Origin of the sequence: Streptomyces aurantiogriseus (assembly GCF_014649375.1) — a bacterium.
Classification (GTDB): Bacteria; Actinomycetota; Actinomycetes; order Streptomycetales; family Streptomycetaceae; genus Streptomyces; species Streptomyces aurantiogriseus.
This window is the reverse complement of the sequence record NZ_BMSX01000001.1, coordinates 495,124-508,302: the sequence shown is the minus strand read 5'-3', so window position 1 is coordinate 508,302 and position 13,179 is coordinate 495,124. Positions and strand designations below refer to the sequence as shown.

Annotated in this window: 14 protein-coding genes; 7 read left to right on the top strand and 7 right to left on the bottom strand. The window is 68.7% G+C overall.

Translation table 11 applies throughout. The features are described from left to right. The first annotated feature begins 85 nt into the window (after positions 1–85). Complete coding sequence (locus IE263_RS02395) at positions 86–952, top strand: GNAT family N-acetyltransferase (protein ID WP_189931611.1); 867 nt, start codon at positions 86–88, stop codon at positions 950–952. Positions 953–1,108: 156 nt separating this feature from the next. Here the strand turns inward: IE263_RS02395 and IE263_RS02390 are convergent, their stop codons facing one another. Then, positions 1,109–2,317, bottom strand: a complete 1,209-nt coding sequence (locus IE263_RS02390; RefSeq protein WP_189931609.1) for an MFS transporter — start codon at positions 2,315–2,317, stop codon at positions 1,109–1,111. 143 nt (positions 2,318–2,460) lie between these two features. Here IE263_RS02390 and IE263_RS02385 point away from each other — a divergent pair, with 143 nt between their 5' ends. Continuing rightward, positions 2,461–2,925, top strand: a complete 465-nt coding sequence (locus IE263_RS02385; RefSeq protein WP_189931606.1) for a MarR family winged helix-turn-helix transcriptional regulator — start codon at positions 2,461–2,463, stop codon at positions 2,923–2,925. Between the two features lie 9 nt (positions 2,926–2,934). Next, a complete protein-coding gene (locus IE263_RS02380) occupies positions 2,935–3,387 on the top strand; it encodes a GNAT family N-acetyltransferase (RefSeq protein WP_189931604.1) in 453 nt (150 codons plus the stop codon). 79 nt (positions 3,388–3,466) lie between these two features. Here the strand turns inward: IE263_RS02380 and IE263_RS02375 are convergent, their stop codons facing one another. After that, positions 3,467–4,852, bottom strand: coding sequence for a serine hydrolase domain-containing protein (locus tag IE263_RS02375; protein ID WP_189931602.1), 1,386 nt, complete (start codon positions 4,850–4,852; stop codon positions 3,467–3,469). Between the two features lie 60 nt (positions 4,853–4,912). Then, the gene (gene dnaB, locus IE263_RS02370) at positions 4,913–6,391 is read right to left on the bottom strand and encodes a replicative DNA helicase (RefSeq protein ID WP_189931600.1); all 1,479 of its coding nucleotides are present in this window, start codon (positions 6,389–6,391) and stop codon (positions 4,913–4,915) included. Between the two features lie 450 nt (positions 6,392–6,841). On the opposite strand from dnaB, the gene IE263_RS02365 reads away from it, so the two are divergent. Then, positions 6,842–8,188, top strand: coding sequence for an MATE family efflux transporter (locus IE263_RS02365; protein WP_373311839.1), 1,347 nt, complete (start codon positions 6,842–6,844; stop codon positions 8,186–8,188). A 149-nt stretch (positions 8,189–8,337) separates the two neighbouring features. Here the strand turns inward: IE263_RS02365 and rplI are convergent, their stop codons facing one another. From rplI to rpsF, 4 genes are all read right to left on the bottom strand, one after another. Beyond that, positions 8,338–8,784, bottom strand: a complete 447-nt coding sequence (gene rplI, locus IE263_RS02360) for a 50S ribosomal protein L9 (protein ID WP_189931596.1) — start codon at positions 8,782–8,784, stop codon at positions 8,338–8,340. An 18-nt stretch (positions 8,785–8,802) separates the two neighbouring features. Beyond that, positions 8,803–9,039: a 30S ribosomal protein S18 gene (gene rpsR, locus IE263_RS02355; RefSeq protein ID WP_003949403.1), complete on the bottom strand. Its 237-nt coding sequence runs from the start codon at positions 9,037–9,039 to the stop codon at positions 8,803–8,805. Positions 9,040–9,083: 44 nt separating this feature from the next. Further along, positions 9,084–9,659, bottom strand: coding sequence for a single-stranded DNA-binding protein (locus tag IE263_RS02350; RefSeq protein WP_189931594.1), 576 nt, complete (start codon positions 9,657–9,659; stop codon positions 9,084–9,086). Positions 9,660–9,739: 80 nt separating this feature from the next. After that, on the bottom strand, positions 9,740–10,030 hold the full coding sequence (gene rpsF / locus IE263_RS02345) for a 30S ribosomal protein S6 (protein ID WP_006604399.1): 291 nt from the start codon (positions 10,028–10,030) through the stop codon (positions 9,740–9,742). Positions 10,031–10,318: 288 nt separating this feature from the next. Between rpsF and IE263_RS02340 the strand changes: the two genes are divergently transcribed. From IE263_RS02340 to IE263_RS02330, 3 genes are all read left to right on the top strand, one after another. Continuing rightward, positions 10,319–10,633, top strand: a complete 315-nt coding sequence (locus tag IE263_RS02340) for a hypothetical protein (protein WP_189931592.1) — start codon at positions 10,319–10,321, stop codon at positions 10,631–10,633. Between the two features lie 209 nt (positions 10,634–10,842). After that, on the top strand, positions 10,843–11,964 hold the full coding sequence (gene femX, locus IE263_RS02335; RefSeq protein ID WP_189931590.1) for a peptidoglycan bridge formation glycyltransferase FemX: 1,122 nt from the start codon (positions 10,843–10,845) through the stop codon (positions 11,962–11,964). 82 nt (positions 11,965–12,046) lie between these two features. After that, on the top strand, positions 12,047–13,078 hold the full coding sequence (locus IE263_RS02330; RefSeq protein ID WP_189931588.1) for an alanine racemase: 1,032 nt from the start codon (positions 12,047–12,049) through the stop codon (positions 13,076–13,078). The last annotated feature ends 101 nt before the right edge of the window (positions 13,079–13,179 follow it).

Genomic DNA, 13,179 nt, shown 5'->3' with positions numbered 1-13,179 from the left:
AGTTGGCCACGGCATGGCCAAAAGCATCTGTGTCCGCGGGGAAACAGGTGGACGGCGGGGGCACCGGTCGGACAGCCTGACCCGCGTGCCGACTCCTTTCCCCGCCGCTCTCCCCATCCGCCGTCTGACGCATCGCGATCTCACCGCCTGCGCCGACTTGTCCGAGGACCGGGGGTGGCCACGCGAGGAGCACAAGTGGGGTCTCCTCCTCACCGCCGGGAAGGGGTACGGCATCGACGACCCCGACGGGGGTCTCGTCAGCGCCTGCGTGGTCACCGAGTACGGTCCGCCCGGTCGGCCCGCTCTCGGAGCCATCGGCATGGTGCTGGTCGCCGAACGGCACGCCCGTCAGGGCATCGGCCGTCGCCTGATGCGGCATGTCGTCTCCACGATGGGCACCACCCCGCTGACCCTGCACGCCACACCGAACGGCCGTCCGCTGTACGAGGAGCTGGGGTTCAAGGTCATCGGCCGGGCGGAGATGGTGGTCGGACACCTCACAGCTCAGGGATTGGCGCCCGGCGTCGTCACCCGTGCGGCCACGGCCGAGGACCTCGCCACGATCCTCCGGCTCGACGAAGAAGTGTTCGGCGCCGACCGCACGCACATGATCGCCCGTCTGCCCGCCTTCGCCGACCAGGTACGGGTCGCCGAGGACGACGGCCGGATCATCGGCTACGCGGCCGCCTGGCCCAACATGGACACCCATGTGGTGGGTCCGCTGATCGCCCGGGACACAGAGACGGCGAAGGCCCTCCTGGCCTCCCTCGCCGCCCACACCGACCGGCCCCTGCGCACCGACATCGACGTACGACACGAGGAACTGCTCGCCTGGGTGAAGGCGCGGGGTCTGGAGTCCGTCGCCTTCAACGCCGTGATGACCTATGGGACTGCGGACCTGCCAGGTGACTGGCACCGACGATTTGCCCCGCTGACAGTCGCGGCCGGCTGAGGCTCTCGCACACGACGACGCCGGTTCCGTGATCTATGAGGAACCGGCGTTCGTGGTGGACAGCAGTGGCCGGTCGAGTGCGGTGGGCAGGCTGGGAAAGGCCCCCTCCCGAGGACCGGTCCGCCGGAACGGTCTGGCCCGGTCGACCGGCAGGGCTCAGCGGCGGACGGCCAGCGGCTGCTTGGCAGGCGTACCGCCGGCGACGACCGTGCTGGGGGCGCTGTCGCGGCGCTCCAGTGCGGCCGAGACGAACGCGAGGATCAGGGCGGCCGCCGCGAGCACGGCGCCGACCCAGTTGGGAGCCGTGTAACCGAGGCCGGCGGCGATGACGAGGCCACCGAGCCAGGCGGACAGGGCGTTGCCGAGGTTGAAGGCCCCGATGTTGACCGCAGAGGCGAGCGTCGGGGCGCCGTGCGCCTGGTCGAGAACGCGCTTCTGCAGCGGCGGGACGGTCGCGAAGCCCAGGGCGCCGATCAGGGCGATCGTGACGGCCGCGAGGACCTTGTGGTGCGCGGTCAGGGTGAAGAGCGCCAGGACGACCGCCAGGGCGCCCAGAGAGACGTACAGCATCGGCATCAGGGCGCGGTCGGCGTACTTGCCGCCGACGAGGTTTCCGCCGACCATACCGAGCCCGAAGAGGACCAGCAGCCAGGTGACGGAGCCGTCGGCGAAGCCGGCGACGTGGGTCATCATCGGCGCGATGTACGTGATGGCCGCGAAGACACCACCGAAGCCCAGGACGGTCATCGCCATGGCGAGCAGGACCTGCGCGTTCTTGAACGCGGCCAGCTCGTGGCGCAGGCGTACGCCCTCCGGCCGGGGCAGGTCGGGGACGAGCTTGGCGACGCCGGCAAGGCCGACCACACCGAGGGCGGCGACGATCCCGAAGGTGACGCGCCAGCCGGCGCTCTGCCCGACGAGGGTGCCCAGCGGGACCCCGACGACGTTGGCGACGGTCAGGCCGGTGAACATCATCGCGATGGCGCCGGCCTTCTTGTCCGGGGCGACCAGGTCGGCCGCGACGACGGAGCCGATGCCGAAGAAGGCGCCGTGCGCGAGGGAGGCGACCACGCGGCCGATCAGCATGACCGCGAAGGCCGGGGCGAGGGCGGACAGCAGATTGCCGACGATGAACAGACCCATCAGCAGCATCAGCATCCGCTTGCGGGAGATCTTGGTACCGAGGACGGTCATCAGCGGTGCGCCGAACATGACGCCGAGCGCGTAGCCGGTCACGAGGAAGCCGGCGGTGGGGACGGAGACCCCGAAGTCGCCCGCGACCTCGGGCAGCAAGCCCATGATCACGAACTCGGTCGTTCCGATCCCGAAGGCCCCGATCGCGAGGGCCAGAAGCGCGAGAGGCATGGTGGGGTACACCTTCCCAGACGATTGCATGTGCGCTTTGCGTGCGCCCACAATAGTTGCAGACGCGCTATACCTGCAAACGCCGACTATCGCGGCACTGCTCTATCCTGGTTTCAGCCGCCCCGGGACGGAGGAAGACGCCCATGACTGCGACGGACCCCGCGCTCACCGCCCTCGCCCAGGGCTGGTGCGCCCTCTCCCTGCTGCACGGGAGGATCGAGGCCCACATCGAGCGTGCGCTGCAGGCCAAGCACGACCTGAGCGTGCGCGAGTACTCCCTGCTCGATGTGCTCAGCCGCCAGCACGACGGCGACGGGGGCCATCTCCAGATGAAGCAGGTCGCAGACGCGGTCGTCCTCAGCCAGAGCGCCACCACCCGGCTCGTCACCCGGCTCGAGGATCGCGGGCTGCTCGAGCGCTATCTGTGCCCCACCGACCGCCGCGGCATCTACACCAACGTCACCGAGGCCGGCCTCAAGCTGCTAGGCGAAGCCCGCCCCACCAATGACACGGCACTGCGCGAGGCCCTCGACGAGGCCGCCAAGAACCCGGAACTGGCCCCACTGGTACGGGTCGTGGAGTCACTGAAGGCGCCCGCCGCTGCATAGGCTGCGGCCATGGGAGATCTTGACATACGCGCCGCCGTCCCCGACGACATCCCCGCCATCGTCGGCTTGCTCGCTGACGACCCGCTGGGCGCCCAGCGCGAGTCGCTGGACGACTTCACGCCGTATCTGGCCGCACTGGAACGGCTCAGCGCCGACCCGAACCAGCGTCTGGTCGTCGCCGTACGGGACGGGCGCGTCGTCGGCACCCTCCAGTTGACGATCGTCCCCGGCCTGTCCCGACGTGGTGCGACCAGGTCCATCATCGAGGGCGTACGCGTCCACGCCGACGAGCGCGGCAGCGGTCTGGGAACACGGTTCATCGAGTGGGCGATCGAGGAATCCCGGCGTGAGAACTGCCAGTTGGTGCAGCTGACCTCCGACAACACGCGCACCGACGCACACCGCTTCTACGAGCGACTGGGCTTCGTGGCCTCGCATGTGGGCTTCAAACTCCAGCTCTGAGCCTGCGGCACCCACAGCAGAAGCGCCTTGTTTCACGTGAAACAAGGCGCTTCCTTCACTCGGAGGTACTCGGTGGTGGCTAGCCGATCCCCCGCCATCCCTCCGGGTCGATACCACCGGGCACAGCAGCCCCTTCCTCGTACGGCTGGCGCGTGAACACGAACGACCCGAGGTCCAGATGGTCCACGGTGCCGTCCGGGCGCCGTACGGCCCGCAGGACCTCTCCGGCGAAGTACCCCTCCAGCCCCGACCAGGTCCCGTCACCGTTCGCCCGGAACCGTGAGCGCCGTCCGCTGCCGGAGAGCGGCCCCAGGGAGACGAACCCGTCCGCCGTGAGACGCAGAGCGAAGGGACTCGTGCCCCAGTACCACTGGCCCGCCAGCTCCAGAACGGAGCGGTCGACCTCCCGCAACGGCTTCCAGGGTTCAGGGATCCGCGGCTCAGCCTCGGCGACGATGCGTACGAGGTCGGCGGCCACCTGGGTCACCATCGGGCCGGAGGTGCAGTTGGCGAGCACCACCGCGGCGACGTCGTCGGCCACGCTGAGGGTGAGGCTCGCCAGGAAACCCGGTACCGAGCCGGAGTGGCCCACCAGCAGTCGGCCGCCCTGGTTCTCGATCCGTAGGCCGAGCCCGTACGTGCCGCCGTCCACGAGGTCAGTGAGCTCGGCCGGCGCGGCGGGCGTCCGCATCTCCCGCAGGGTCTCCGCGCTCAGGACCCGGTCGTCCCCACGGGCCAGGAAGGCGGCGAACCGCGCCAGATCGCCGGTCGTTGACCAGAGTTGCCCGGCCGCGACCATCCTCCCGAAGTCCTCGGTGGGCTCGGGCAGCATCACGTCGGCCCACGGATGCACTGCCCAGCCACCCGCGTGCGGGTGCTGCGGTCGCATGCTCGTGCGATTCAGGCTCAGGGGTTCGAGCACTTCACGCCGTAGTACGTCGTCCCACGGAGCTCCGCGGAGTTCTTCAACGAGCGCGCCCAGAAGGCTGTAACCGGGGTTGGAGTAGTGGAACCGACGCCCCGCCGGGTGCAGGACGGGCTGGTCGCCGAGAACGTCGGTGAGCTCGGGACGCAGCGAGCCCGGCGTCCGCTCCCACCACGGCCCGGGGGATTCTGCCGCCAAACCACCGGTGTGGGCGAGCAGTTGGGCGATCGTGGCCTCCCCCGCGCCGGTTCCCGGCAGATGCTTCTCCAGCGGATCCTCGAGGTCGAGCACTCCTTCGTCGCGCAGCCGCAGCACGAGAACGGCGGTGAAGGTCTTGGTGATCGAGCCGATCCGGTACTGCACGTCCTCGTCCGGCGCGTGCCCGTCGACCGAGGTCCGCGCCCCGTGCCACACGGCACGCCCGTCCCGTACGACCGCGGCGACCAGCGACGGGGACCGCCCTTCGGACTGGGCCACGGCGATGCGGTGCAGCAGCGCACGCCGTGTGGCGGGAAGCAGCTCTTCCTGAGATGACGTCATGGGCCCAGTCCACCCGGAAGGCGCAGCCGAGGTCGAGCCCATTTCGCTCAGGGCGCCGGCTCAGGTCTGTGCCATGTCCACGAAGCGCGAGTAGTGGCCCTGGAAGGCGACGGTGATGGTGGCCGTCGGGCCGTTACGGTGCTTGCCCACGATGATGTCCGCCTCGCCTGCGCGGGGCGACTCCTTCTCGTACGCGTCCTCGCGGTGCAGCAGGATCACCATGTCGGCGTCCTGCTCGATGGAGCCGGACTCACGCAGGTCGGAGACCATCGGCTTCTTGTCCGTGCGCTGCTCGGGACCACGGTTGAGCTGCGAGAGCGCGATCACCGGGACCTCGAGTTCCTTGGCCAGGAGCTTGAGGTTCCGGGACATGTCCGAGACCTCCTGCTGACGGCTCTCGGAGCGCTTGGAGCCGCCGGCCTGCATCAGCTGCAGATAGTCGATGATCACGAGCTTGATGTCGTTGCGCTGCTTCAGCCGACGGCACTTCGCGCGGATCTCCATCATCGACAGGTTCGGGGAGTCGTCGATGTAGAGCGGCGCGGACGAGACCTCGGGCATCCGGCGCGCCAGACGGGTCCAGTCCTCGTCCGTCATGGTGCCGGAACGCATGTGGTGCAGGGCGACGCGGGCCTCGGCGGACAGCAGACGCATCGCGATCTCGTTGCGGCCCATTTCGAGGGAGAAGATGACGCTCGGCAGGTTGTGCTTGATCGACGCGGCCCGGGCGAAGTCCAGGGCGAGCGTGGACTTACCCATGGCGGGACGAGCCGCGATGACGATCATCTGACCCGGGTGCAGGCCGTTGGTGAGCGAGTCGAGGTCGGTGAACCCCGTGGGCACACCGGTCATCTCGCCACTGCGCGAACCGATCGCCTCGATCTCGTCGAGGGCGCCCTCCATGATGTCGCCGAGGGGGAGGTAGTCCTCGCTGGTGCGCTGTTCGGTGACGGCGTAGATCTCCGCCTGGGCCCGGTTGACGATCTCGTCGACGTCGTCGTCGCCCGCGTATCCCATCTGTGTGATGCGGGTGCCGGCCTCGACCAGGCGGCGCAGGACCGCGCGCTCGTGCACGATCTCCGCGTAGTACTCGGCGTTCGCAGCCGTGGGCACCGTCTGGACGAGCGTGTGCAGGTACGACGCGCCGCCCACCTTGTTGATCTCGCCGCGCTTGGTCAGCTCGGCGGCGATCGTGATGGGGTCGGCCGGCTCGCCCTTGGCATAGACGTCGAGGATCGCCTGGAAGATCGTCTCGTGGGCGGGCTTGTAGAAGTCGTGGCCCTTGAGGATCTCGACCACGTCGGCGATGGCGTCCTTGGACAGGAGCATGCCGCCGAGGACGGACTGTTCGGCGTCGAGGTCCTGCGGCGGAACCCGCTCGAAGGCCGTGCCGCCGCCGTCCCACTCGCTGCTGTCCCGGCCCCGGTCGTGCTGTTCGTCACGACCACGGCCGCCGTCGCCGCGTCGCCGGGCGGAGGGCAGACGATCACTGGGACCGCTGTCGGCCCACGGATCGTCCAAGGGCTCGGAAATGCTCACCGAGCCACCTCCTCCCGTCCGCGGAGCGGACCTCGCCGTGCCCCTCATTTCTACGGCACGGCACTGACAACTGAGAGGCCCAACTCCGGTTCTCGCGCGTCGGTTTTGTGAGGTTTGCACAGCCGACGGAGGGAGCGGGCGTCGGACAACCGTAGGCCTGCGGGCACCGTCAGCCAATCTGGTTATCCACAGGCCATGTGGACGACGGCCCCGATGCTGTGGAGAACTCCGCAAAACCTGTGCACGACCCGGTGGACAGCCCTGTGAACAAGCCCTCGACTTTTCCCACGTAAGCCAGCTGACCTGCACGTTTACCGTCCACCGGCTGTGCAGAAGAAAAACTTTCCCGGTCGGGCCAAGATCGCTTCGAACGGTGCGCGAGAGGACACGCGATGAGACGAAGAGTAAGGGTCACTCGCTGCTTGTATCACTTACCTGTGGACGATTAGATTGGTGGTCATGACACAGGCTCCCGCGACGCCCGAGGCCACCCGGCGAAAGCACGATCGAGAGATCATCGCACTGGCCGTACCGGCCTTCGGCGCACTCGTCGCCGAGCCCCTCTTCGTCATGGCCGACAGCGCCATCGTGGGCCACCTCGGTACCGCACAACTCGCCGGCCTCGGTGTCGCCTCGGCGCTCCTGACGACCGCCGTCAGCATCTTCGTCTTCCTCGCCTACGCCACCACGGGGGCCGTCGCCCGCCGCGTGGGCGCCGGCGACCTCCCGGCGGCCATCCGCCAGGGAATGGACGGCATCTGGCTGGCGCTGCTGCTCGGTGCCGCGGTGATCGCCGCCGTCCTGCCGACGGCCCCCGCGCTCGTGGAGCTCTTCGGCGCGTCAGACACAGCAGCGCCGTACGCGACCACCTATCTGCGCATCTCGGCACTCGGCATCCCGGCCATGCTCGTCGTCCTGGCCGCGACCGGCGTCCTGCGCGGTCTCCAGGACACGCGGACACCGCTCTACGTCGCCATCGCGGGATTCGTCGCCAACGCCGCCCTGAACGCCGGTCTCGTCTACGGCGCGGATCTCGGCATCGCGGGCTCCGCCTGGGGCACCGTCCTCGCCCAGTGCGGCATGGCCGCGGCCTACCTCGTCGTGGTCGTCCGGGGTGCCCGCCGCCACGGCGCCTCGCTGCGCCCCGACGCCGCCGGCATACGGGCCTCCGCCCAGGCCGGGGTGCCCCTGCTGGTGCGCACGCTGTCCCTGCGGGCCGTTCTGATGATCGCCACCGCTGTGGCCGCGCGCCTCGGTGACGCCGACATCGCAGCTCACCAGATCGTCCTGTCCCTGTGGAGCCTGCTCGCCTTCGCCCTCGACGCCATCGCCATCGCAGGGCAGGCCATCATCGGGCGCTGTCTCGGCGCCAACGACGCCCAGGGTGCCCGCGCCGCCTGTCGCCGCATGGTGGAGTGGGGCATCGCTGTGGGTGTCGCACTCGGTCTGCTGGTGGTGATCAGCCGACCGCTCTTCCTGTCGCTGTTCACCGGCGACCACATCGTGAAGGACGCAGCGCTACCTGCCCTCTTGGTGGTGGCGCTCTCCCAGCCGATCTGCGGCGTCGTCTTCGTCCTGGACGGTGTACTGATGGGCGCGGGCGACGGCCCCTATCTCGCCTGGGCGATGGTGCTCACCTTGGCCGTCTTCGCTCCGGTGGCCCTGCTGGTGCCGACTCTCGGTGGTGGACTCACCGCGCTGTGGGGAGCGATGACGCTGATGATGCTGGTGCGGCTGCTGACTCTCTGGCTGCGTGCCCGCTCCGGCCGCTGGGTGGTCATCGGCGCCAGCCGCTGACCGTTTCACGTGAAACCGACGTTTCCCGTGAAACAGCGCCGCCCCACACCGACAGGCGGACAGCCGCAGCGGACGTCGGCCCGAGCATGCAGAAGGGGCCGCACTCGAAGGTGCGACCCCTCCTCAGCTCTTCAAGCCGAGCGCAGCGATCAGGCCGCGATGACCTCGATGTTGACCTTGGCGGCAACCTCGGGGTGCAGACGCACGGACGTCTCGTGGGCGCCCAGGGTCTTGATCGGCGCGCCGAGCTCGATGCGGCGCTTGTCGACCTCGGGGCCACCGGCAGCCTTGATCGCCGAGGCGATGTCGGCCGGGGTGACGGAACCGAAGAGACGACCGGCGTCGCCGGAGCGGACGGCCAGACGGACCTTCACACCCTCGAGCTGGGCCTTGACCTGGTTGGCCTGCTCGATGGTCTGGATCTCGTGGATCTTGCGAGCACGACGGATCTGCTCGACGTCCTTCTCGCCACCCTTGGTCCAGCGGATCGCGAACTTCCGCGGGATCAGGTAGTTGCGAGCGTAACCGTCCTTGACGTCGACGACGTCGCCCGCGGCACCGAGGCCGGAAACCTCGTGGGTGAGGATGATCTTCATGTGTCGGTCACCCTTCCCTTAGCGCGCGGTGGAGGTGTAGGGCAGCAGCGCCATCTCACGGCTGTTCTTGACGGCCGTGGCGACGTCACGCTGGTGCTGCGTGCAGTTGCCGGTCACGCGGCGGGCACGGATCTTGCCGCGGTCGGAAATGAACTTCCGCAGCATGTTCGTGTCCTTGTAGTCCACGTACGTGACCTTGTCCTTGCAGAAAGCGCAGACCTTCTTCTTCGGCTTGCGCACAGGCGGCTTCGCCATGGTGTTTCTCCTGTGTGATCAAGAAGTTGGGTGTGAACCCGCCCTTAGAAGGGGGGCTCGTCCGAGTAGCCGCCACCCTGGCCGCCGCCGGAGTTTCCACCCCAGCCGCCACCGCCGCCCTGGCTGCCACCGGCGGGAGCGCCGGACGCCCACGGGTCGTCGGCGGGAGCGCCGCCGCCCTGCTGACCGCCGCCGGGGCCGCCGCCCCAGCCGCCGCCACCCTGGCCGCCGCCGTAACCGCCCTGGCCACCGCGGCCGGAGGTCTTGGTGACCTTCGCCGTGGCGTTGCGCAGGCTGGGGCCGACTTCCTCGACGTCCAGCTCGAAGACCGTGCGCTTGACACCCTCACGGTCCTCGTAGGACCGCTGCTTCAGCCGGCCCTGCACGATGACGCGCATGCCTCGCTGGAGCGACTCGGCGACGTTCTCCGCCGCCTGGCGCCAGACCGAGCAGGTCAGGAAGAGGCTTTCGCCGTCCTTCCACTCGTTCGTCTGGCGGTCGAAGGTGCGGGGAGTGGACGCGACACGGAACTTCGCGACCGCCGCACCGGAAGGGGTGAAGCGCAGCTCGGGGTCGTCGACAAGATTGCCGATGACCGTGATGACGGTCTCGCCTGCCATGGGGAACCTCTCGGCGGGTTTGCTGCTGCTGGCTGCTTGTGCTGCTACTCAGATTCCCGAGATCAGCTGAGCGGAAGAGCTCAGTGGGTCTCGGGGCGGAGGACCTTGGTCCGGAGGACCGACTCGTTCAGGTTCATCTGGCGGTCGAGCTCCTTGACGACCGCAGGCTCGGCCTGCAGGTCGATGACCGAGTAGATGCCCTCAGGCTTCTTCTTGATCTCGTACGAGAGACGACGACGGCCCCAGGTGTCGACCTTCTCCACCTTTCCGTTGCCCTCACGGACGACGGAGAGGAAGTTCTCGATCAGCGGGGAGACAGCGCGCTCCTCGAGATCGGGGTCGAGGATGACCATCACCTCGTAGTGACGCATGTGGAACCCACCTCCTTTGGACTCAGCGGCCACGGTCGTTCCGTGGCAGGAGGGTTGTGATGCGTACGCAACGGTATCGGCCGCCACTGACAATCGGGGGTCGGCTTGCGACGTTCCCCGCTCTGAGCTGGGCGGAGTTCCTGGCTGTGCCTGGGCAGACACCGGTGCAGACGGTACAGACTACCTGCACACCGGCTTCCGGTTGAAATCCGGCCGGGTGGACCGCCAATCTGTACACGTCGGGTGTGTATGGCGCTACGATGCGCCGCCTTCCGCAGGAGGTGCCCTATGGCACAGGCATTGCGACCCAACACCGGAATCGGTTCCCTCTTCGCCACCGACGGCAAGCCCCACCCCGTCCAGCACGCGCTTCTCGCGGTGACCCTGGTCCTCGGTGTGACGTCGTTCGTGACGGCGCAGTTCGACAGCCTGCATCTGCTCAGTTCCTGGACCGGTCTGGCGGGGATCGGGACCGGCGCGTACGGACAGTGGATCTCCGAGACCACCCGTGAGCGCTTCGGTCTGATCCTGGGCCTCGGTGCCTCCGGCGTCGGATTCTTCCTCGGCATGGCGCACGGCGGCCTCTTCGGCGGGCTCTGGTGACCTGACCGACGGCGATCCGGCACCCGGACACCGTCCACAACCCACACGCGTAGCGGCTGCTGCGCCCCGGCGGACTGCTCCGGCCGTCCATGGGCCGGGGCGAAGCAGCCGTACGCCCAGTCGGGCCGCCCGCAAGGCGCAGTAGGCTTCGGCGCGAGAGCCGGAGCCCCTGTACCCATGGGGACACACCAGCCCGAGGAGCGCCCCGAATGAGCCTGACCCTGAGGACGATCAGTCGCGAGCAGCATCTGGCATACATCCAGAGCCTGCCGTCGGCGAGCCACATGCAGGTTCCGGCCTGGGCAGACGTCAAGGCGGAGTGGCGTTCGGAGAACCTCGGCTGGTTCGACGGCAGGACCGGCGAGCTCGTCGGTGTCGGCCTGGTCCTCTACCGTCAACTGCCCAAGATCAAGCGGTACTTGGCCTATCTGCCCGAGGGCCCGGTCATCAACTGGTATGCGCCAAATCTGACCGAGTGGCTGGAACCGATGCTCGCGCACCTCAAGCAGCAGGGCGCGTTCTCCGTGAAGATGGGCCCGCCGGTGATCATCCGGCGCTGGGAGGCCACGTCCATCAAGGCGGGCATCCAGAACCCGGACGTGAAGCGACTGCGCGACATCGAGGCCGACTTCATCGAGCCGCGCGCCTTCGAGGTGGCCGACAAGCTGCGCCGGATGGGCTGGCAGCAGGGTGAGGACGGCGGCGCCGGCTTCGGCGACGTCCAGCCGCGTTACGTCTACCAGGTACCGCTGGCGAACCGTTCCCTTGAAGAGGTCCACAAGAACTTCAACCAGCTGTGGCGCCGCAACATCAAGAAGGCCGAGAAGGCCGGCGTCGAGGTCGTCCAGGGCGGTTATCACGACCTTGAGGAGTGGCAGCGGCTGTACGAGATCACGGCCGTGCGCGATCACTTCCGGCCGCGCCCGCTGTCGTACTTCCAGCGCATGTGGACGGCCCTCAACACCGAGGACCCCAACCGCATGCGGCTGTACTTCGCCCGCCACAACGGAGTGAACCTGTCGGCGGCGACGATGCTGATCGTCGGCGGGCACGTCTGGTACTCCTACGGCGCCTCCGACAACATCGGCCGGGAGTTCCGCCCCTCGAACGCGATGCAGTGGCGGATGCTGCGCGACGCCTACGCGCTCGGCGCGACCGTTTACGACCTGCGCGGCATCTCCGACTCGCTGGACGAGTCGGACCACCTGTTCGGCCTGATCCAGTTCAAGGTCGGCACGGGCGGACAGGCCGCCGAGTACCTCGGCGAGTGGGACTTCCCGCTGAACAAGCTGCTCCACAAGGCGCTCGACATCTACATGTCGCGCCGCTGAGCACGCGTTCGCCGCTTCGACAAGGTCACCAGCTCCCCCACCTCTGACACACCCAGCCACGAGAAAGGTTCCAGGTCCGGCCATGGCGCTCACGCTCTACGTCGACACCGCGCGCTGGCGGGCGCACCACAAGCACGTGCAGGAGCAGTTCCCCGGGCTCGTCCCGGTCTGCAAGGGCAACGGCTACGGCTTCGGGCACGAGCGGCTGGCGGAGGAGGCCACCCGGCTGGGCTCGGACATCCTCGCCGTCGGCACCACGTACGAGGCAGCGCGCATCAAGGACTTCTTCGGCGGTGACCTGCTGGTGCTGACGCCGTACCGGCGCGGCGAGGAGCCCGTGCCGCTGCCCGACCGGGTCGTGCGCTCGGTGTCGTCGGTGGACGGCGTGTACGGCCTCGTGGGCGCCCGCGTGGTGATCGAGGTGATGTCCTCGATGAAGCGGCACGGCATCAGCGAGCAGGACCTGCCGCAGTTGCACGCCGCCATCGAGAACGTCCGGCTGGAGGGCTTCGCCATCCACCTGCCGCTGGACCGCACCGACGGCTCCGACGCCGTCGAGGAGGTCATCGGCTGGATGGACCGGCTGCGCGCGGCCCGGCTGCCGCTGCACACGATGTTCGTCAGCCACCTCAAGGCCGAGGAACTCGCCCGGCTGCAGCAGCAGTTCCCGCAGACCCGCTTCCGCGCCCGTATCGGCACGCGGCTGTGGCTGGGGGACCACGAGGCCACCGAGTACCGCGGTGCCGTCCTGGACGTCACGCGCGTCGCCAAGGGTGACCGGTTCGGCTACCGGCAGCAGAAGGCGGCCTCGGACGGCTTCCTGGTGGTCGTGGCGGGCGGTACGTCGCACGGGGTGGGCCTGGAGGCCCCCAAGGCCCTGCACGGCGTCATGCCGCGTGCCAAGGGCGTTGCCCGGGCCGGCCTCGCCACGGTGAACCGGAACCTCTCGCCGTTCGTCTGGGGTGGCAAGCAGCGCTGGTTCGCCGAGCCGCCGCACATGCAGGTGTCCATCCTGTTCGTGCCCGCGGATGCCCCGGAGCCGACGGTCGGCGACGAGCTGGTGGCCCATCTGCGGCACACCACCACACAGTTCGACCGGCTCGTGGACCGCTGAGCAGGCGCGAACCCGAGCACAACAGCAACGCGCAAAGGCCGTACACGGGGACTTCCGTGTACGGCCTTTGCGCGTTGCCGGGGGAGGAGACCCCTGTTCGC